The sequence below is a fragment of the Couchioplanes caeruleus genome (assembly GCF_023499255.1).
GTDB classification, from domain to species: Bacteria; Actinomycetota; Actinomycetes; order Mycobacteriales; family Micromonosporaceae; genus Actinoplanes; species Actinoplanes caeruleus_A.
In genome coordinates this window covers 102,825-120,552 of sequence record NZ_CP092183.1, presented here as the reverse complement: position 1 = coordinate 120,552, position 17,728 = coordinate 102,825, and the positions used below count along the sequence as shown (strand labels likewise).

The 17,728-nt window shown below is 70.9% G+C and carries 22 protein-coding genes; 7 read left to right on the top strand and 15 right to left on the bottom strand.

Features of this window, described 5'->3' with window-relative positions:
• Positions 1 to 7 precede the first annotated feature (7 nt).
• The gene (locus COUCH_RS38995; protein ID WP_346015963.1) at positions 8 to 673 is read right to left on the bottom strand and encodes a pyridoxamine 5'-phosphate oxidase family protein; all 666 of its coding nucleotides are present in this window, start codon (positions 671 to 673) and stop codon (positions 8 to 10) included.
• Positions 674 to 1,077: 404 nt separating this feature from the next.
• On the opposite strand from COUCH_RS38995, the gene dcd reads away from it, so the two are divergent.
• Complete coding sequence (gene dcd / locus COUCH_RS00580; protein WP_249610164.1) at positions 1,078 to 1,656, top strand: dCTP deaminase; 579 nt, start codon at positions 1,078 to 1,080, stop codon at positions 1,654 to 1,656.
• A 53-nt stretch (positions 1,657 to 1,709) separates the two neighbouring features.
• Here dcd and COUCH_RS00575 read toward each other — a convergent pair whose 3' ends face one another.
• Entirely contained in the window at positions 1,710 to 2,570 is an 861-nt protein-coding gene (locus COUCH_RS00575) for a TIGR03620 family F420-dependent LLM class oxidoreductase (RefSeq protein WP_249610163.1), read from the bottom strand.
• 59 nt (positions 2,571 to 2,629) lie between these two features.
• On the opposite strand from COUCH_RS00575, the gene COUCH_RS00570 reads away from it, so the two are divergent.
• Positions 2,630 to 2,908 carry a YciI family protein gene (locus tag COUCH_RS00570; RefSeq protein WP_249613506.1) on the top strand — a complete coding sequence of 93 codons (279 nt, stop codon included), beginning with the start codon at positions 2,630 to 2,632 and terminating at the stop codon, positions 2,906 to 2,908.
• Positions 2,909 to 2,951: 43 nt separating this feature from the next.
• Here COUCH_RS00570 and COUCH_RS00565 read toward each other — a convergent pair whose 3' ends face one another.
• The 3 genes from COUCH_RS00565 to COUCH_RS00555 all read right to left on the bottom strand — a co-directional run bounded on the left by COUCH_RS00565 (position 2,952) and on the right by COUCH_RS00555 (position 4,835).
• Positions 2,952 to 3,839: a hypothetical protein gene (locus tag COUCH_RS00565; RefSeq protein WP_249610162.1), complete on the bottom strand. Its 888-nt coding sequence runs from the start codon at positions 3,837 to 3,839 to the stop codon at positions 2,952 to 2,954.
• Positions 3,840 to 3,911: 72 nt separating this feature from the next.
• Positions 3,912 to 4,220, bottom strand: coding sequence for an SCO4225 family membrane protein (locus COUCH_RS00560; RefSeq protein ID WP_249610161.1), 309 nt, complete (start codon positions 4,218 to 4,220; stop codon positions 3,912 to 3,914).
• 66 nt (positions 4,221 to 4,286) lie between these two features.
• A complete protein-coding gene (locus COUCH_RS00555; protein WP_249610160.1) occupies positions 4,287 to 4,835 on the bottom strand; it encodes a phosphoribosyltransferase in 549 nt (182 codons plus the stop codon).
• 101 nt (positions 4,836 to 4,936) lie between these two features.
• On the opposite strand from COUCH_RS00555, the gene COUCH_RS00550 reads away from it, so the two are divergent.
• A complete protein-coding gene (locus COUCH_RS00550; protein WP_249610159.1) occupies positions 4,937 to 6,064 on the top strand; it encodes a PP2C family protein-serine/threonine phosphatase in 1,128 nt (375 codons plus the stop codon).
• A 105-nt stretch (positions 6,065 to 6,169) separates the two neighbouring features.
• Positions 6,170 to 7,168, top strand: coding sequence for an IS481 family transposase (locus tag COUCH_RS00545; protein WP_249610158.1), 999 nt, complete (start codon positions 6,170 to 6,172; stop codon positions 7,166 to 7,168).
• On the opposite strand, the gene COUCH_RS00540 is transcribed toward COUCH_RS00545, so the two are convergent.
• On the bottom strand, positions 7,165 to 7,392 hold the full coding sequence (locus tag COUCH_RS00540) for a hypothetical protein (RefSeq protein WP_249610157.1): 228 nt from the start codon (positions 7,390 to 7,392) through the stop codon (positions 7,165 to 7,167). The genes COUCH_RS00545 and COUCH_RS00540 overlap by 4 nt on opposite strands.
• Before the next feature lie 258 nt (positions 7,393 to 7,650).
• On the opposite strand from COUCH_RS00540, the gene COUCH_RS00535 reads away from it, so the two are divergent.
• A complete protein-coding gene (locus COUCH_RS00535; RefSeq protein WP_249610156.1) occupies positions 7,651 to 9,507 on the top strand; it encodes an acyl-CoA dehydrogenase in 1,857 nt (618 codons plus the stop codon).
• A 62-nt stretch (positions 9,508 to 9,569) separates the two neighbouring features.
• Here COUCH_RS00535 and COUCH_RS00530 read toward each other — a convergent pair whose 3' ends face one another.
• On the bottom strand, positions 9,570 to 10,082 hold the full coding sequence (locus COUCH_RS00530; protein WP_249610155.1) for a SixA phosphatase family protein: 513 nt from the start codon (positions 10,080 to 10,082) through the stop codon (positions 9,570 to 9,572).
• Positions 10,083 to 10,185: 103 nt separating this feature from the next.
• Here COUCH_RS00530 and COUCH_RS00525 point away from each other — a divergent pair, with 103 nt between their 5' ends.
• Positions 10,186 to 10,467, top strand: a complete 282-nt coding sequence (locus COUCH_RS00525; RefSeq protein WP_249610154.1) for a DUF6458 family protein — start codon at positions 10,186 to 10,188, stop codon at positions 10,465 to 10,467.
• An 86-nt stretch (positions 10,468 to 10,553) separates the two neighbouring features.
• On the opposite strand, the gene COUCH_RS00520 is transcribed toward COUCH_RS00525, so the two are convergent.
• Positions 10,554 to 11,399, bottom strand: coding sequence for an SDR family oxidoreductase (locus tag COUCH_RS00520; protein ID WP_249610153.1), 846 nt, complete (start codon positions 11,397 to 11,399; stop codon positions 10,554 to 10,556).
• A gap of 125 nt (positions 11,400 to 11,524) precedes the next feature.
• On the opposite strand from COUCH_RS00520, the gene COUCH_RS00515 reads away from it, so the two are divergent.
• Positions 11,525 to 11,914: a winged helix-turn-helix transcriptional regulator gene (locus COUCH_RS00515; protein WP_249610152.1), complete on the top strand. Its 390-nt coding sequence runs from the start codon at positions 11,525 to 11,527 to the stop codon at positions 11,912 to 11,914.
• Here the strand turns inward: COUCH_RS00515 and COUCH_RS00510 are convergent.
• The 7 genes from COUCH_RS00510 to COUCH_RS00480 form a co-directional block, all read right to left on the bottom strand.
• Complete coding sequence (locus tag COUCH_RS00510) at positions 11,869 to 12,648, bottom strand: alpha/beta fold hydrolase (RefSeq protein WP_249610151.1); 780 nt, start codon at positions 12,646 to 12,648, stop codon at positions 11,869 to 11,871. The two genes, COUCH_RS00515 and COUCH_RS00510, sit on opposite strands and share 46 nt — an antisense overlap.
• Positions 12,641 to 13,318, bottom strand: a complete 678-nt coding sequence (gene trhA, locus COUCH_RS00505) for a PAQR family membrane homeostasis protein TrhA (protein ID WP_249610150.1) — start codon at positions 13,316 to 13,318, stop codon at positions 12,641 to 12,643. Before trhA ends, COUCH_RS00510 begins: the two co-directional genes overlap by 8 nt.
• 52 nt (positions 13,319 to 13,370) lie before the next feature.
• The gene (locus tag COUCH_RS00500; protein WP_249610149.1) at positions 13,371 to 15,146 is read right to left on the bottom strand and encodes an NHL domain-containing thioredoxin family protein; all 1,776 of its coding nucleotides are present in this window, start codon (positions 15,144 to 15,146) and stop codon (positions 13,371 to 13,373) included.
• Between the two features lie 71 nt (positions 15,147 to 15,217).
• Positions 15,218 to 15,511 carry a hypothetical protein gene (locus COUCH_RS00495; RefSeq protein WP_249610148.1) on the bottom strand — a complete coding sequence of 98 codons (294 nt, stop codon included), beginning with the start codon at positions 15,509 to 15,511 and terminating at the stop codon, positions 15,218 to 15,220.
• Between the two features lie 34 nt (positions 15,512 to 15,545).
• Positions 15,546 to 15,791 (bottom strand): hypothetical protein, encoded by a 246-nt coding sequence (locus COUCH_RS00490; RefSeq protein WP_249610147.1) that lies wholly within the window; start codon positions 15,789 to 15,791, stop codon positions 15,546 to 15,548.
• A gap of 614 nt (positions 15,792 to 16,405) precedes the next feature.
• Positions 16,406 to 17,089 (bottom strand): hypothetical protein, encoded by a 684-nt coding sequence (locus COUCH_RS00485; protein WP_249610146.1) that lies wholly within the window; start codon positions 17,087 to 17,089, stop codon positions 16,406 to 16,408.
• 76 nt (positions 17,090 to 17,165) lie between these two features.
• Positions 17,166 to 17,504: a hypothetical protein gene (locus tag COUCH_RS00480; protein WP_249610145.1), complete on the bottom strand. Its 339-nt coding sequence runs from the start codon at positions 17,502 to 17,504 to the stop codon at positions 17,166 to 17,168.
• Positions 17,505 to 17,728 lie beyond the last annotated feature (224 nt).

Below are 17,728 nucleotides of genomic sequence, written 5' to 3'. Positions count from 1 at the left end.
CCGGCGCCTACGAACTGGTGGTGGCCGTGGCTAGGTCTTGGAGGCGGATGCCGAGGGGGGCGCTACGGGGGTTGAGGTCGGGAATGGGGGGCAGGGGCGGGTGGGGTGTCGGGCGGTCGCGGGTCGGGGTGGTGAGGGTGACCGTGGCCGAGGACTCGCGGAGGGGTGCGGTGGCCGAGGCGGGGGTGGATAAGCCGAGCGCCGGGTCGCGCCACTTGAGGGTGATGGGTGGGTAGCGGAGGCTCATCGCCAGCGGGAGAGCGCCCGCCGGGCCGTGGCGGCGGAGCATGGCGGTTTCGATGCTGAACTCGAAGAGGCGCCAGTCGACTCGGGGCGAGGCGCGCAGGGCGTCCGCGAGCTCGGCCACGACCGCTTGGTCGGTGACGAGGTGGGCGCGACCGGTCACGTACGCCTCGTCGTCGCTTTCCTCGGGTGGGTAGGAATGGAGGGCGTAGCGCCCGTCGCGTTCGAGGTCGCGGCGCTTGGCCGAGTCGACCACGAAGCAGTAGAGGCCCTTGTCGGTGATCACCGGCGAGACCGGGTGCACGCGCGGGCCGCCGTCGGCGCGCACGGTGGCGAGGTAGCCCATGCCAGGGCCGTACTGCTGGAGCAGTGCGCGGACGGCCGCGGCCAGGTCGGGCTCGGCGGCGGTGAATTCGGACCAGGAAGCCATGGCAACATCATATCGAACATATGTACGAGAGGGCCACTCGACGCGCCAGAAAGCACGGATCGGGTGACGGGTGGAACGCCTGGTCACGGTGGGTGTCGCGGCAACCACGCAGTGCGGGTGAAGGGCCGGAGGCAAGACACGGAGGAGGGCGCGGAGGAGGGCGCGCGGAGGAGGGCGCGCGCGTCCGGGAAGGAGCGAAAGCGGGAAGGAGGGAGAGCGGAGAGGAGGGAATGCGGAGACGAGGGAGAGCGGGGAGCACGAAGGGCGGCCCAGCAGGGGAGGCGGGGAGTCGGAAGGGCGGCAGAGGAGGAGGCGCGCGGGGCGGGTCAGGAAGGCGGCGCGCAGGTTCGCGGCTGAGGTGACCAGGTGGTGAGCTGGGATGTCGTGATCGGTATGGTGTCCCGATGCTGCTCTCCGACCGTGACCTGGTCTCCGAGATCAAGTCGGCCAACCTCGCGCTCGAGCCGTTCGAGCCGGAGCTGATGCAGCCGTCCAGCATCGACGTGCGGCTGGACCGCTTCTTCCGGGTGTTCAACAACCACCTGTACACCCACATCGACCCGGCCGAGCGACAGGACGACCTCACCGCCCAGGTCGAGGTGGCCGACGGCGAGGCGTTCGTGCTGCACCCGGGCGAGTTCGTGCTCGCCTCGACGCTCGAGGTGATCACGCTGGGCGACCAGTTGGCCGGCCGCCTGGAGGGCAAGAGCAGCCTGGGCCGGCTGGGCCTGCTGACCCACTCGACCGCGGGCTTCATCGATCCCGGGTTCTCGGGGCACGTGACGTTGGAGCTGTCCAACGTGGCCAACCTGCCGATCAAGCTGTGGCCCGGTATGAAGATCGGCCAGCTGTGCATCTTCCGGCTGTCCAGCCCGGCCGAGCACCCGTACGGTTCGGCGGTCTACGGGTCCCGCTACCAGGGCCAGCGCGGGCCGACGCCCAGCCGCAGCTCGCACAACTTCCGCACCTGGCCGACTGCCTGAGAGAAGGCGACGCGACCAAGGCCGTGGACCGGCCAGGAAAGAGGCCGGGCGGGTCAGGCCAGGAACACCCGCGCGGTCGCCCGGATCTCCGGCATCGGTAGCTGCGGCGTCGGGTCGGCCGACAGCACCTGCAGCGCCACATGGTCGGCCCCAGCCGTGAAGTGTTCCTCCACGCGGGCCCGCACCATCTCTTCATCGCCCCACGCGACGAGCGTGTTCACCCAGCGGTCGCTGCCTTCGCCGGCGAAGTCGTCGTCGGTCAGGCCGTACCGGCGCAGGTTGGTGGTGTAGTTGGGCAGGCCGAGGTACATGGCCGTGCCGCGGCGGCCCACCGTGTGGGCGGTCGCCGGGTCGCTGCCGAGGAAGATCTTCTGCTCCGGGATGAGGAGCTTGCCCGGGCCGAGGATCCGGCGGGCGTCGGCGGTGTGGGCCGCCGGCACGAGATACGGCAGGGCGCCCGCCGCCGACGTCGAGGCCAGCTCCAGCGCCTTCGGGCCCAGCGCCGCCAGCAGGCGTTCCTCGACGGGTACGTCGACCAGGTCGGCGAGGAACGCGCGGAGCTTGCTCAGCGGGCGTACGTATTGCTGGCCCGTCGCCTCCACCGCCGGCGCGTGTCCCATGCCGAGGCCGAGGTAGAACCGGCCCGGGAAGGCCGAACGCAGGCGCGCGGTGCTCGCCGACAAGGCTTTGGGGTCGCTGCGCCAGATGTCGACGATGCTGGTGCCGACGACGAGACGGGTGGTCGCCGCGAGGACCGCTTCGGGCAGCGCCAGGTCATCCGCCGGGCTGCCGCCGATCCAGATCGACCCGTACCCGAGGGCTTCGATCTCCGCCGCCGCCTCCGCGACGGCCGCCGGGTCGGCCGGCCAGTGCCGTCCGCTGATCCACAGTCCGAAGCGCCCCATCTCGTTCATTCTTCGGATCGTACGATTGCCGCGAGCTTCCCGCCTGAGAGGAACACCACGTGTATCTGATGATCTCGACCTACCTCGCGCCGCTCGACGAGGTGGACAAGGCCCGTGAGGATCACCTGGCGTTCATCGCCGGCCTGGAGGAGCGGGGGCTGGTGGTCTCCGCCGGGCGGCAGGAGCCCCCGGTGGGCGGCGTGATCCTGTTCGATGTGGACTCCGAGCAGGAGGCGCAGGAGCTGATCGCGCAGGACCCGTACGTGCAGCGCGGCCTCGCCGAGTACAAGGCGACCGGGTGGAAGCCCAGCCGCGGCGTGCTGGCCACCTGGACGAGCAAGGCCTGACGGCCCCGGCGGCGCGGTGCCGGCCGGGGCCGCCGTCATCCGCTCAGGCGCGCGTCAGGACGACCGTCACGGTCTCCTTGTCGGTGACGGAGTTGCCGTACACCGGGTCGGTGGCGCTCGCCGTGGTGTTCACCTCGGCGCGGCCCAGCTGGAACGGGGTGGTGCCGTTCGGCTCGGCCGTGGCGGACCAGGGCACCTCCGCGCCCGCGACGCAGTCGACCGTGGCGGCGAACGTACCCCGAATGATGGTCTTGCGCTTGACCTGCGTGATGTCGCCGTTGACGTGGACGGGCACGTCGGCCGTGCAGGTCACCGTGCCGTGCACCGTGGCGTTGCCGTTCAGCCGGTCGAAGGTGCCTTCGGTGGACGTGTTCAGCGAGACGGCGAGCTGCTCCGGCGCGGGCGCGTTGTGCACCTGGACGCGGCCACGGGCCGCCGGCGTGCCGCCCTCGCAGTGCTGCTCGTACGTGGCGTCGAAGTCCTCGACGTAGCCCTGCGGGCCGAACGTGGCCTCCGTGACGGTGAAGGTGCCGGTCAGCTGGTTGCAGCCGCGGCCCTCGCCCGAGATGTCGAGGCCGGGTCCGTCGTCGTTGAACGGGTATCGGGTGGCGCCGGTGTAGGTGCCCGGCTCGAGCTTCTCGCCGGCGGGCGCCGAGAAGTCGGCGTACCACCAGTCGCCGTTGGCGCCGTCGATGCTGAGGCTGACGACGCGGCCGTCGGCCGAACCGTTCACCGAGAGCCGGTCGCCGGCCTCGGTGCTGTAGCTCCAGTCGCGGCCCTGGGAGATGTAGTCCCCCGGGTCGCCGGAGAGGGTGAAGGAGCCGGAGCTCACAGGCTGGGCCTGGGCGGCTGCGGGAGCCAGGAGGGTGCCCGCGACGGCCGCGACGGACGCGAACGCGAGCAGGGTTGAGCGGCGTACATGCTTGGTCATGCGTGTCCCCGTATCCAAGAGTGCCGATCTGGTGGCACTGACTCTAGGGCAGGGGTGTGACGCTGTCTGTCCTCATCGGACGCGGTGCGGGCGCAGCCGGCCCGCCTGCCCGACGATCATGTTGATGAGCAGGGTGTTCAGCAGGACCCCGGCCGCCACGCTCAGCCACAGCATCGCGATCGCGAGCCAGCCGTCGCCGAGCAGGAAGACCGGGGCGAAGATCACCGAGACCGGCGCGGTGAGCCCGATCAGGTAGGCGGCCGCGGCGGACGGCTCGTGGTCGCCGGTGGCGAGGTTGCCGCCGAGCAGGATCACCGCGCTGGTCGCGACGGCGAACAGATAGATCCGCGTCACCCAGTTGCCGAAGAGGAATCTGGTCATGCGGACCATCCTTGTGACGCTCCGCGCCGGCCTCCTGAGTAGCGCTACCTAGGTGGGCCCGGGTACTCAGCTCAGATCGGTCCCGGTGAGCAGCCCCCGGATGTCCAGTTCGGCCGCGACCGTGGGCGGGCACTCGTTCACGATCACCGCCGTGCCGGCCACGGTCGCGCCGAGCTCGGCGATGAGGGCGTACAGGCCGCGGGCCTGAGCGCCGGTCACCGCCCAGTCGTCCACCACGAGGACCCGGTCGGCCGTACCGATCAAGCGGGTGCGTACGCCCAGGCGCTGCGCGTCGCCGCGGTGGTCGGCCGGGACGTCGGCCCAGGTCATCGGCTCGGCGATCGGGCGGCGGGCACCCATCCGGTACGCCTCCACGAACCCCGCCCCGAGGGCCCGGGCCACCAGCGGCCCGACGAGGAACCCGGTGACCTCCGGCGAGACGACGACCGTGGCGGCGGCGTCCGGGAAGAGTGCCGCCAGGGCGGGCCCGAGGTCGTCGAGGATCCGTGAGTCGCGCCACCATCCCGAGCGGTCGCTGACGAGCAGCCCGCTGCCCGGCTCCGGCTCGGTCCAGCGGAACTCGCTCCGCAGCAGGTCACGCAGATCTGACGGCACGTCGACATCGTGTCACCGGCGTCCCGGCCCTGCGCCACCGAGTGGGCAGAACGCGATCGGATTAGGGGCCAAGTTGATGCAGCCACAGGCCTCCATCAGGCATGCTGTTCGGCGTACTCATGCCTAAGTCGCCGTCGGGCCGCGGCCCGCTCAGTCCTGGTTCCCGCGCCGGTCTCGGCGCGGCCCTCGTGCTGCTCACCGCCGTCGCCGGGCTGGAGTTGTCGGACGGCAAGCAGGCCAATTACGTCGGGCTCTTCGCCGCCGTGCCGTTCCTCGCCGCGGTCTTCGCCTACTGGCCGACGGTGCTGGCCGTGGGCGCCGTCGCGGCCGGCGCGGGGACGGCCTTCGCGACCGCGGACGGCACGTTCGGCTCGGTCGACATGATCAACGTTCTGGGCATCGTGCTCGCCACCGGCATCGCCGCCACCGTGGCCACGATCCGCCAGCGCCAGGCGCACCGGATCGCCGAGCTGCTGCGGCTCGCCGCGGTGGCCCAGCAGGCCGTGCTGCGCCCGCTGGGCCCGCAGGTCGGTTCGCTCGCGGTGGCCGGCCGCTACATCTCCGCGTCGGCCGCCGCGGACATCGGTGGAGACCTCTACGAGGCCCTGGACACCCCGTACGGGGTCCGCATCATCATCGGCGACGTGCGCGGCAAGGGCCTCGACGCCGTACGCCTGGCCAGCATCGTCCTCGGCTCGTACCGGCACGTAGCGTACGAGCGGTCCGACCTGCGCGCGATCGTCGCGGACCTGGACCGGGCGGTGGCCCGCAGCGTGGGCGACGAGGACTTCGTGACCGCCGCCCTGGTGGAGGAGCGCGGCGGCACGCTGACGATCGTCAACTGTGGACACCCGGCCCCGCTGCTGCTGCGCCGCGGTCAGGTGATCGCCCTGGACCCGCCGGCGCCGGCGCCCCCGCTGGGCTTCATGCCGGTCGCCCGGCCCCGCGTCGAACGGCTGGAGCCGGGCGACCGGCTGCTGCTCTTCACCGACGGGCTGGGCGAGGCCCGCCGCGACGGCGAGTTCTTCCCGACCACCGATCGCGCGTGGCGGCTGCTCGGGCACGGCACGGTCGGCGACGGCCTGGCCTCGCTGGAGACGGCCCTGGTCGACTGGGTGCACGGCCGGCTCGAGGACGACATCGCCCTGGTGCTGCTGGAGTACGCCGGATCCGACGGCGGGCCGGTCGTACCCATGCCGAGCTGGGAAGTCGGCGCGGCCGGCAGCTAGGTGTACTGACCACGGACGTTAGTGACGTGGAGATCTTGTAATAGGTGAGGGCCTTCGGGTTCGGTGTGGATTGCGACGTCCTACCCCGAACCGTGGAAGGCCCTCATGCCACACCGTAATGCACCGTTGTCCGAGACCGGTCGGCTGCGCCTGGCCCGCTGCGTGGTCGATGATGGCTGGCCGCTGCGCCGGGCCGCGGAACGCTTCCAAGTCAGCGCGACAACGGCGAAACGCTGGGCCGACCGCTACCGCGCCGACGGCCTCGCGGGCATGACCGACCGCTCGTCACGCCCGCACCACAGCCCGGCCCGGACGCCGACGCGCACCGAACGCCGGATCATCAAGATCCGGGTTCTGCGCCGCTGGGGCCCGGCCCGGATCGCCTACCTTCTCGACCTGAACCCGGCCACCGTTCACCGGGTCCTGACCCGCTACCGGCTGGCTCGCCTGAGTCACCTCGACCGGGCCACCGGCCGGGTGGTGCGCCGCTACGAACATCACGCACCGGGCGAGCTGGTCCACGTCGACATCAAGAAGCTGGGCAACATCCCCGACGGCGGCGGCCACAAGATGCTCGGCCGCGCCGCTGGACAACGCCGCCGCTCGGCGCACCGAGACCCGCAACGGCCCCGCAAGCTGACCAACCGCCCGAACCTGGGCTACCAGTACCTGCACAACGCCGTCGACGACCACTCCCGGCTCGCCTACACCGAAATCCTTGCCGACGAGACCCGCGAAACAGCAACCGGCTTCTGGCTACGCGCCCACGCGTTCTTCACCGCAGCCGGCATCACCGTCAAACGCGTGCTGACCGACAACGGCGCCTGCTACCGCTCACACCTGTGGCGCGACACCCTCACCCAGGCCGGGATCACCCACAAACGCACCCGGCCCTACCGGCCTCAGACCAACGGCAAAGTCGAACGCTACAACCGCACCATGCTCGAGGAATGGGCCTACGCCCGCGTCTACACCAGCGAGACCGAACGCCGCCAAGCCCTGCCCGGCTGGATCCACTTTTACAATCACGACCGCGGACACACCGCACTCGGCGGCTTACCACCCGCCAACCGCGTCCCTAACCTCACGGGTCAGTACAGCTAGGCCTTCGAGCCCGGCCCGGCCGGCTCCGGCCCGGTCGCCGCCGGCGCATCCGGAACCGCCGAGGGCTCGGCGGGGTCGGCCTCCGGGGCCGACGCGGGCGCCGGGATCACCGGTACGGCGGCGCGCGCGGCGACGGTCTCCGGCTGCCGGTGCCGCCCGACGTAGTGGCGCGGCTGGTCCGCCTGGCGAGGCTCAGGAATCAGACTCTTGATCGTCGCGAACATGAGTGACCTCCCCGGGTCTGCGTACGTCCTGCGCGTACACACGAAGCAACGAGGCGGCGCACACGTCGATACGTGCCCGCGGCGCGGCGGCTTGCAAATGTCCGAACGGCTGTCTCTTTTCCCACCCGATCGGAGGGGTTTAGCCCCCCAGAGAGCGCGCAACCGTTGATCGCAGGTGACTTGTCGGTCCCTACCGATGGGTAATACAGTGTTGGTTACTGACGGGTAACTCGCGTCCGGAGATCGGGGCCAGACCACATGACTCACTACAAGAGCAACCTGCGCGACCTCGAGTTCAACCTCTTCGAGGTCTTCGGGGCGGATCGCGCCTTCGGCCAGGCGCCGTTCGACGGCATCGACGCCGACACGGCGCGCGACGTGCTCGCCGAGGTGAACCGGCTCGCCCGGGAGGACCTCGCGGCCAGCTACACCGACTCGGACCGCAACCCGCCGCGGTTCGACCCGGCGACGCACACCGCGCCGCTGCCCGAGTCCTTCAAGAAGTCGTACGCGGCCTTCATGGCCTCCGAGTTCTGGCGCCTCGACCTGCCCGAGGCCCTCGGCGGCACGCTGGCACCGCGGGCCATGTGGTGGGCCATCGCGGAGCAGATCCTGGGCGCCAACGCCCCGGTGTGGATGTACTCGTCCGGACCCTCCTTCGCGCACGTCGTGCACGTCGAGGGCACCCCGGAGCAGAAGGAATGGGCCAAGCTCTTCGTCGAGAAGCAGTGGGGCTCGACCATGGTCCTCACCGAGCCCGACGCGGGCTCCGACGTCGGCGCCGGCCGCACCCGGGCCATCCCGCAGCCGGACGGCTCCTGGCACATCGAGGGCGTCAAGCGCTTCATCACCTCGGGTGAGCACGACCTCACCGACAACATCATCCACTACGTGCTCGCGCGGCCCGTGGGTGTCGAGGGCGCCGGCGGCCCGGGCACCAAGGGCCTGTCGCTGTTCATCGTGCCGAAGTATCACTTCGACCCGGAGAGCGGCGAGCTGGGCGAGCGCAACGGCGTCTACGCCACGAACGTCGAGCACAAGATGGGCCTCAAGGTCTCCAACACCTGCGAGATGACCTTCGGTGAGCACGGCACCCCGGCCAAGGGCTGGCTGCTCGGCGAGGTCCACCAGGGCATCCGGCAGATGTTCATGATCATCGAGTACGCCCGCATGATGGTCGGCACCAAGGCGATCGCCACCCTGTCGACGGGCTATCTCAACGCGCTGGAGTACGCGAAGAACCGCGTCCAGGGCGCCGACCTCGTGCAGAACAGCAACAAGGCCGCCCCGCGCGTCACGATCACCCACCACCCGGACGTACGCCGCTCGCTGATGCTGCAGAAGGCGTACGCGGAGGGTCTGCGGTCCCTGGTCATCTACACCGCCACCTGGCAGGACAAGGTGTACATCGCCGAGGCGGCCGGCGACACCGAGGCCGCGAAGACGGCGGCGCGGGTCAACGACCTGCTGCTCCCGCTGGTCAAGGGCGTCGGCTCGGAGCGGGCGTACGAGCTGCTCGGCCACGAGTCGCTGCAGACCTTCGGCGGCTCCGGCTTCCTGCAGGACTACCCGCTCGAGCAGTACGTCCGGGACGCCAAGATCGACACCCTGTACGAGGGCACCACCGCGATCCAGAGCCTCGACCTGATCTTCCGCAAGATCGTGAAGGACCAGGGCGTCGGGCTCGCGACCGTGGCCTCCGAGATGCAGGCCTTCGTCGAGACCGAGGCCGGCAACGGGCGGCTCAAGGAGGAGCGGCTCGCGCTGGGCAAGGCGCTGACCGAGCTGCAGGCCATCCTCGGCGTGCAGATGGGCTGGCTGCAGGCGGTCCAGGGCGGCGACACCCGGGAGCTGTACCGGGTCGGCCTGACCTCGCGGCGGGTGCTCCTGGCGCTCGGCGACGTCGTCGTCTCGTGGCTGCTGCTGCGCGGCGCCGAGGTCGCGCTCAAGCAGCTGGGCACCGAGCTCAGCGCCGCCGACAAGGCGTTCTACGAGGGCAAGATCGCCGCGGCTCGCTTCTTCGCCCGCGAGGTGCTGCCCCGCATCGGCGCCGACCGGCGGATCATCGAGAACACCACGCTCGACCTGATGGAACTGCCCGAAGAGGCGTTCTGAGGCTCCGACTCCCGGAGTAGGCCAAGAACCGGCGGACAAGGGCGTCCGCCGGTTCTTTCTGTCTAGGCCCGGGCGGTGTGCTCGGCGATCAATGGCATGGAGCCCGGCTCGGCCGACGCCCAGTCGTCCACCTCGTGGACGGCGATGCCCGCGGTCTTGAGGCCGTCGGTCACCGCCGCGTCCGCGTCCGGGCGCAGCAGGAGCGAGACGTCGGAGATGGTCGGGTTGTGCCCGATCACCAGGACGGTCACGACCGATTCGGGTACGGCCCGCAGCAGGTCGACGACCTCCGTACGGCCACCGTGGTAGAGCCCGCCCTCGTAGCGCACCTCGGGCGCCGGCGCCTCCGGGGCCGCCTGGGACAGCGCCACCGCCACGCCGTGCCAGGTCTGCCGGGTGCGCGTGGCCGACGAGCAGAGCACGAGGTCCGGGCTCAGGTTCTGGGCGGCCAGCCAGGCGCCGGCGGCCCCGGCGTCGGCCCGGCCGCGCTCGGTCAGCTGACGCTCGAAGTCGGGCAGCTCACCGGGCGTCTCGGCTTTGGCATGGCGGAGCAGGACGAGCTTTCGCGCGGTCATACCGTTGAGCATGCCTGATTGAGTTTTCCCGCGGCTGGGTAGACACCCTCATCGACGTATTGCCGCGGCTCGGTGCGGCAGCCACGAGCCAGGGAGGTCCTCGATGGGCATCGGCGGAAGCATCTTCCTTCTCGCGTTGGGGGCGATCCTCGCGTTCGCCGTCAACGCCGACATCAGCGGTCTCGACATCAACGTGGTCGGCTACGTGCTGATGCTGGCCGGCCTGGTCGGACTCATCATCACGATCTGGTTCTGGAACAGCCGCCGCCGTACCACGGTGGTCGACCAGCGCCCGGTCGTCCGCGACGACGGTCAGGTGGTCCAGGAGTACCGCGAGACCCGGCGCCAGGCCCCGCCGCCCCCGCCGCCCGGGTACGGCGCGTAAGCACACCGACGGCGCCGCCCCCGGCGAAGGGGGCGGCGCCGTCGTCGTTTCCTCAGGCGAGCGCGGCGCGCACCGGGCCGGGTTTCTCAGGCGAGCGCGGTGCGCACCGAGTCGGCGAGCGGGGTGACCGGGCGGCCGAGGAGCTTCTCCATGTCCTCGGTGCCGGTGTGGAGCGCACCCTCCGCAGCCCCCCGGTCAGAGTCGGCCAGCACCGCGGCGAACCCCTCGGGTACGCCCACCCCGACCAGGAACTCCGTGTACTTCTCCGGAGTCAGGTTGGTGTACGTGACGTCGCGGCCGGACTGCCGTCCCACCTCGGCCGCCAGCTCGCTCAGCGTCACGCCTTCGCCGCCCAGCTCGTACACCTGCTGCTCGATGCCGTCGGCGGCGATGGCGGCCGCGGCAGCCTCCGCGTAGTCCGCCCGGGTCGCGATGCTGAGCTTGCCCTCGCCGGCGGCGCCGTAGAGGCCGTGCTCGACGGCGCTCTTGAGGTCGTAGTTCTCGAGGTACCAGCTGTTGCGCAGGAAAACCGTCGGGATGCCGGATTCGGTCAGCGCGCGCTCGGTCGCGATGTGCTCGGCCGCCAGGAGCAGGTCCGAGGTGTCGGCGTGCGCGATGCTCGTGTACGCGATCTTGCTGATCCCGGCGTCCTTGGCCGCGCCGATCACGTTCTGGTGCTGCGGGACGCGCTTGCCAGGCTCGCTGGCGGAGACGAACAGCAGCTTGTCGGCGCCCGCGAAGGCCGCGCGCAGCGTTTCGGGCTCGTCGTACGAGGCGCGCTTGACGATCACACCGCGGTCCGCGAGGTCCTGGATCTTCTCGACGCTGCGGCCGATCGCCACGATCTGGTCGGCGGGTACGCCCCGGCTGAGCAGCGACTCGACGGCGTTCCGGCCGAGATGTCCGGTGGCCCCGGTGACGACGATGGTCATGACAACTCCCTGAGTGCTCGTACGGCGGCCGGTCGACCGCCGTACGAGCACAACGACGCAGGTCGACCGGCACTTCCCGATAGAGAGTGAGCACCTTGAAGTGCAGTACTCACCTGGGGGATAGTGTGCAGGTGGAACCGGATGTGTACGCCAAGGACTGCGCGAGCCGGCAGGTGCTCGACCGGATCGGCGACGCCTGGAGCGTGCTGATCGTCGGCGCGCTCAAGGGCGGCTCGCTGCGCTACACCGAGCTCGCCCAGCGCATACCCGGCGTCAGCCCGAAGATGCTGACCCAGACCCTGCGCGGGCTCGAGCGCGACGGTCTGGTCACGCGTACGGTCCACCCGGTCGTCCCGCCGCGGGTGGACTACGCGCTCACCACGCTCGGGCAGAGCCTGCTGGGGCTGGTCGACGCCCTGAAGGAGTGGGCGGAGACGCACATCGGCGACGTCGTCGACGCCCGCGAGGCCTACGACGCGCGCGCGACCAGCCAATCCATCGCCGCGTCGGCGTGACCCAGGATCGAGATGTGCCCGTCCTCCGGGCCCAGCCGTAGCTCCGCGCCCGGGATGCGGTCGGCGAGCCACTCACCGTGCGCGCCCGGCACGACGAGGTCCCGGCCACCGTGCAGGATCAGGGTCGGTGCGGTGATCGTCGCCGGGTCACAACCCCACGAGGACACGTACGCCCGGTTGTCGGTGTCCTGCGCCTCGGGGCCACCCGCGACGGCCGGCTCGACGACCTCGGAGAACCATGACCACGGCCCGTCGAACATCGCCCAGTCGGCCGCGATGAAGTCGACACCGTCGCCGTGGTACGCCCGCCCCGCCGCGGCCGCGCGCAGCGTCGCCTCCCCGGCCGGACCCATGCCGGCGAACCAGTCGAGCCCTCCGGCGGCGAAGGGGGCCGGCGCCGAGATGCTCAGCACGGCCAGGACCCGATCGGTCAGCTGGGCGGCGCAGGCCAGGGCGTGGGAGCCACCGCCGGAATGACCTGCCACGGCGAACCGGTCGATGCCCAGGGCGTCCGCCACCCGGGTCGCCCAGCCGGCCGCGTCCCCCACGCCGCGGTCCGGTTGCGGTGCTGATCCGCCGTACCCGGGACGGTCGTACGAGATCCACCGGATGCCGGCCCGGCGCAGCGGGCCGGGCGGGGTCCCGATGTTGGGGGTGCCGTGGTGCCACAGCACCGGCAGCCCGTCGCCGCCGGTGTCGTACGCGTGCAGCGACCCGACCCGGAACTCACGCATAGAGCGCGAAGTAGATCGCGATGTGGTGACAGATCGCCGCGACCAGCGTGCAGGCGTGGAAGAACTCGTGGTGGCCGAAGACCTCCGGCCACGGGTTGGGCCGGCGCAGCGCGTAGAACACCGCCCCCACGCTGTAGATCACGCCGCCGGCCGCGAGCAGGACCAGGTCGGCGACGCCGCCGTTGCGCACGACGTCCGGCAGGATCGCGACCGCGCCCCAGCCCAGCGCCAGGTACAGCGGCGCACCCACCCAGCGGGGCAGGTGCGGCCAGATGCTCTTGAGGGCGACCCCGCCCAGCGCACCCACCCAGATCAGGCTCAGCATCACGGTGCTCTTGCGACCGTCGAGCAGCAGCACACAGAACGGCGTGTACGTCCCCGCGATGAAGATGAAGATCATCGAGTGGTCCATCCGGCGCATGATCTGGTAGCCGCGTTCGCTCCAGACCCGCCGGTGGTACAGCGCGCTGATGCCGAAGAGGCCGCAGACGGTGAAGCTGTAGACCAGGCAACTGACGAAAGGTGACCAGCCCGGACGCGTCGCGGCGATCGAGCACAGCACGATGCCGCAGGCGAGGGCGACGAAGAACGCGTACTGGTGCAACCGGCCGCGGAACCGCGGCTTGCCGACATCGGCAGGCTTCATCCGGAACGGGGTCGAGGTCGTCACGCCTCTCAGGTTACGACACCGTAGGTTACTAGTGAGTAGTGATCCTGGTCCCTCAGATGTCCATCCCTCGAAGAATCAGCGGCAGCCGGCTCGGCCCGTCGCCGTCGATCACGATCGGCACGCCCCAGTCCTGACGCGTGAGGTGGCAGGCGGCGTGCTCGACGTCGGCGTCACACGTCGCGGCCTGCGCCACGACCTGCAGAATTCCCTTCGGTACGGCCGGGTTCAGCACCAGCCGCCGGGAGAGGTCGGTGCCGGTGCCCTCGCCCTCCAGCAACAGCTCCGGGGGAGCGGCGGAAACCACCAGGCGGGTGGACGGACCGTACGTCGTGTCGAGCTTCTGACCCGGTGCCGGGGTGAACACCACGTCCAGCGTGACCTCGCCGGGCGCGAGCCGTGACGGCGGCCGCTCGGTGCGATGCCGCTCGCCCTCGACGGTCTTCACCGCGCCGGGCGCGAGCCGCACCAGGCGATGCGCGCCCGACTCCACGACGAACACGTCGCCGGCGTCGGTGACCAGGATGTCGCTCGGCTCGGCCAGCCCCGAGTCGACCGTGGACACCTCCCCGCTCGCCGGGTCGAATCGCCGGACCGCCCCGTTGTACGTGTCCGCGACCAGCACCGAACCGTCCGCGAGCGCGCCGACGCCCAGCGGATGCTGCAACAACGCCCCTTTCGCGGCGCCGTCGACGTGCCCGAAATCGAAGAGGCCCTGACCGACGGCGGTGTGCAACTCGCCGCCCTCGACCCAGCGCAGGGCGGACGTCTCGCTGTCGGCGATCCACAGCTTCGTCCCGTACGCGGACAGGCCCGACGGCTGGGCCATCCACACGTCCGGGATCGGGCCGTCCCGCAGCGACTCCACGGTCGTGCCCGCGTACACGCCCGTGGTGCCGTGCTCGGGGTCGAACCACCACAGCTGGTGGATGCCCGCCATCGCGATGATGACGCGGTCTTCGTACCAGGCCAGGTCCCACGGCGACGACAACGAGACGCCGTCGTCCTCGGCCGAACGCCACGGCCGCCCGGTGCCCGCGAGGGTGGACACCTCGCCGGTCGCCAGGTCCAGGCCGCGCAGCAGGTGGTTCACGGTGTCGGCCACCACCACGGTCCGCCCGTCCGGCAGCAGGCAGAGGCCCTGCGGCTCGGAGAAGCTCGCCCGGCCGGCGGGACCGTCGGTGCGCCCCCGCTCGCCGGTGCCGATCCGCCGGACCAGCCGCTCGCCGTCCGGGGACAGCTCGGCCAGCGAATGCCGCGCCGAGTCGGACACCAGCAGGTTGCCGTCCGGCAGCTCGATGGCCTTGCCGGGGAACCGCAGCAGCGTCTGCTCCGCGGCGGGCGGCACATACGGCCCGTCGCCGCGCTGCAGAGTGCCCTTCCGCTCGTGCGTGGCGATGAGCTCGTCGAGCAGGCGGGACAGGCCCTCGGCGTGACCCTCGCCCGCCATCGACGCGACGACGTACCCCTCTGGGTCGATCACGCTCAGTGTCGGCCAGGCCTTGGCGGCGTACTGCTGCCACATGACCATGTCGGCGTCGTCCAGGACGGGGTGGTGCACGCCGTACCGCTCGACGGCGGCGGCCAGCGCCTCGGGGTCACGCTCGTGCTCGAACTTGGGCGAGTGCACGCCGATGACGACGAGCGCGTCGCCGTACTTGTCCTCGAGCGGGCGCAGCTCGTCCAGGACGTGCAGGCAGTTGATGCAGCAGAACGTCCAGAAGTGAAGTAAGACACAGCTACCTCTGAGCTGCGGCAACGTGAGAGCCTCACCGTTCGTGTTCAGCCAGGCTCGCCCGCGAAGCTCGGGCGCTCGTACGCGCGCGTCCATGCGTTCATCCTGCCGGATACGCGAAAAAGCCCCGGCGCCGGAGTAGATCCGGGCCGGGGCCTTTCGTTGTGCTACCAACCGAACGGCTCGTCCGATGGGCCGATGAACGGCGCTCGCGCCGCCTGCTCCGCGTAACGGGCCAAGTCGGGGGAGTAGATGGGGCGGTGTGCCCACGAATCGCCGCCGTCGATGCCGGCGGTATGTCCCGTCCGTACCTTGTTCTCTGCGGCGAGCGCGTCGAGGTAGCCGGCGACCGCGGCCTTGGCAATCTGCTCGACCGCTTCGGGCGACGGTGCCGTGCCTTCGAGCTTCTCGGCGGCGTCGTGTGCTCGCCACATCGCGCGTGTCAGTGGATCACTGTGCATGGGCGCTCCATTCTGCGGGGCCTCCTCGCGCTGGCTACCTAAACAGGGCGATGATCGCTGCAACGGCGGCCACGGCTGCAAGGACGGTGTTCGTCCAGGTGAGGCGGTAGGCGCCGCGGGCGAGCGCCTCAGTCGCCGCCATGGCACGGTTGCGCTCGCGCCGGTCCAGCTCCTCCATGAAGTACGCCGTGCCAACGTGCGTGTTGCCAGCCTTCTCGTCGTGCTCGGCGATCAGTTCGTCGTCGGTTGCCGCGCGGAGATCAGCGATCTTTCTAACCACACGTCCAGGGTAGAGGGTCACAGAGCGTTGCTCCGGGAACGACCCCCAGACTTGCGCGCACCGGGAGGAGCTATGCCGCTTCGGTGGGGCGGCCGGCGGGGGAGGGGGCCGCCCCCCAGGGGTCACGCTGAGTGACCGTCAAGCGAGCCGCGGTCAGAGCGCGCCGGGGTGCGCCTCGGTGGTGCGGCGCTGGGTCGGGCGCGGTCGACGCGCAGCAGCCGCTTCCGCCGCCGTCTTGCGCGCGCTCGATGCTCTCGCGTCGTAGTCAGTGCCGATGTCCGGCGCTCGTCGCCAGGGCGCGCGACTGATCACGGCGACACTCGTAGGCGCCGGTGTGGCGTCGGCCCTCTCCTGCCGAGCGCGTGCCGGCGCGGCGTCCGGCACACCCCGGCCACGCGGGCAGGCACGGCCGGGGTGTGTCGTGGTCTGTTCGGCTCAGTCGTGACACCGAACATGGCGTAGTACATCGGCCGGGTCGAAGGCGTCGACGTCGAGCGTCTCGTGACCGAGGACCCGGGTGGAGGGTGGGGTGGTGCCGGCGGGCCGGGGGCCGCTGTCCGCGCTATCGGCAGTCTCGGCGAGAGCGCGTCGGACGCGCTCGGCTAGATCGTCGTTCACGCGGCAGCGTCCTCGGCGATCGGGTCGGGGACGATGAGGTCGACGGGCAGGCCGGTCGCGTGTGCCGCCATGTCCTTGCGTGCCTGCGGCATACGGCGCTCGACCCCCGGGAAGTTGAACGGGTCGCGCCGGTGGGCCTGTTCGTAGTGGCTCTCGACGGCCGCGCGCTGGGCCGGCGTCCCCGTGCGGGTGACGGTGATGCGGTCGAGGTTCTCCATGGTGCCCGCGATGGAGCGCGGGGCTTCAGCCACCGCCAGATACTCGGCGTGCTTCTTCGCGGCCAGGGCAGCGGCCTCGGGCAGGCGGGTGGCGAGGATTGCGCGCAGCTCGGCCCGATGCTGCGGGATTACGGCCTCGCACGCTCGGGCGGCGACGTAAGCACGGCTCATCGCCGAGCGAACGAAGGTCTCAGCGTGATCGATCCGAGCTGCGGTGACCTCGGCGGGGATCGGTGCCGGCGGCTCTGCCCCATCACGGATGGCACGGCGGATTGCCGAGGCGTTGTCGTCGGCGCCGTCGCGGATGGCGTCTACCTTGGCGCGTTCGTCGGCGGTGGCGGCGTTGGCGGCGTCGATGACTTCACGCGCCTCGCGAACGGCGGGCGGGCACGTCGGATCGGCAAGTACCCAGTCAGGCATTCCGAAGTCGGGGTCGACGCGGTCACCGATACTGCGGGCCATGGCTGGCTCCTTCGAGGGTTGGGCGATGCCGCCATGCCGGGCGTGGCAGGCGGCCAATCCGTTGGGACGTAAGGGATTACGTGGTGGGTGGCCTGGCGGGAATCAACTTGATCTTCACGCGCGGACCGCGTGAAGTCAGAAGTGCGCAGTTGTATTCGTCGCGCAGGGCCGAGCGCACCGCCACCGCTGCCGACATGGCGATCTCGTCACCGGAGAGCGACGGGTGCTGAGGCGGCAGAATCTCGGCGAGAGCGTCGCGCAACTCCCCGCGGGGGCCGCTCCACTGGCCGGAGGCGTCGAGGCAGAGGGTCGCGACGGCGCGGACGAGGGCGTCCGCCTGCACGACGGTCATGACCGGGGGCAGGGCGTGGGGCGATGTCTGGCGGCGGCCCAGCGGGCGGCCTGAGCCTGCCATGGAGGGCTTTTCCTCTCGATCGATGGGAGCAGTAGGGCTTAGGTAAATCGGTCGCCAGCGTCGATCTGAGAGGGCTGACGACTGAACCGGCCGCGCGCCGAGAGGTGAGACGCGCGGCCAGTCCAGGAGCGCGCCGGAGCGCTGCTCGCCTCCGGCATCGCCCACGCCGAAGGCCGCACACGCGAGCGCCCTACCGGAGGGGGTCGGTAAGGCGCTCGCAGTCA

Bases quoted from the DNA above. Each gene is read 5' to 3' on its own strand.
- COUCH_RS00540 (WP_249610157.1), bottom strand. From the start codon at position 7,392: ATGTTCGCGACGATCAAGAGTCTGATTCCTGAGCCTCGCCAGGCGGAC.
- dcd (WP_249610164.1), top strand. From the start codon at position 1,078: ATGCTGCTCTCCGACCGTGACCTGGTCTCCGAGATCAAGTCGGCCAAC.
- COUCH_RS00550 (WP_249610159.1), top strand. From the start codon at position 4,937: ATGCTGTTCGGCGTACTCATGCCTAAGTCGCCGTCGGGCCGCGGCCCG.
- COUCH_RS00565 (WP_249610162.1), bottom strand. From the start codon at position 3,839: ATGACCAAGCATGTACGCCGCTCAACCCTGCTCGCGTTCGCGTCCGTC.
- COUCH_RS00510 (WP_249610151.1), bottom strand. From the start codon at position 12,648: ATGCGTGAGTTCCGGGTCGGGTCGCTGCACGCGTACGACACCGGCGGC.
- COUCH_RS00525 (WP_249610154.1), top strand. From the start codon at position 10,186: ATGGGCATCGGCGGAAGCATCTTCCTTCTCGCGTTGGGGGCGATCCTC.
- COUCH_RS00500 (WP_249610149.1), bottom strand. From the start codon at position 15,146: ATGGACGCGCGCGTACGAGCGCCCGAGCTTCGCGGGCGAGCCTGGCTG.
- COUCH_RS00575 (WP_249610163.1), bottom strand. From the start codon at position 2,570: ATGAACGAGATGGGGCGCTTCGGACTGTGGATCAGCGGACGGCACTGG.
- COUCH_RS00480 (WP_249610145.1), bottom strand. From the start codon at position 17,504: ATGGCAGGCTCAGGCCGCCCGCTGGGCCGCCGCCAGACATCGCCCCAC.
- COUCH_RS00530 (WP_249610155.1), bottom strand. From the start codon at position 10,082: ATGACCGCGCGAAAGCTCGTCCTGCTCCGCCATGCCAAAGCCGAGACG.
- COUCH_RS00545 (WP_249610158.1), top strand. From the start codon at position 6,170: ATGCCACACCGTAATGCACCGTTGTCCGAGACCGGTCGGCTGCGCCTG.
- COUCH_RS00495 (WP_249610148.1), bottom strand. From the start codon at position 15,511: ATGCACAGTGATCCACTGACACGCGCGATGTGGCGAGCACACGACGCC.
- COUCH_RS00520 (WP_249610153.1), bottom strand. From the start codon at position 11,399: ATGACCATCGTCGTCACCGGGGCCACCGGACATCTCGGCCGGAACGCC.
- COUCH_RS00535 (WP_249610156.1), top strand. From the start codon at position 7,651: ATGACTCACTACAAGAGCAACCTGCGCGACCTCGAGTTCAACCTCTTC.
- COUCH_RS00485 (WP_249610146.1), bottom strand. From the start codon at position 17,089: ATGGCCCGCAGTATCGGTGACCGCGTCGACCCCGACTTCGGAATGCCT.
- COUCH_RS00570 (WP_249613506.1), top strand. From the start codon at position 2,630: ATGATCTCGACCTACCTCGCGCCGCTCGACGAGGTGGACAAGGCCCGT.
- COUCH_RS38995 (WP_346015963.1), bottom strand. From the start codon at position 673: ATGGCTTCCTGGTCCGAATTCACCGCCGCCGAGCCCGACCTGGCCGCG.
- COUCH_RS00560 (WP_249610161.1), bottom strand. From the start codon at position 4,220: ATGACCAGATTCCTCTTCGGCAACTGGGTGACGCGGATCTATCTGTTC.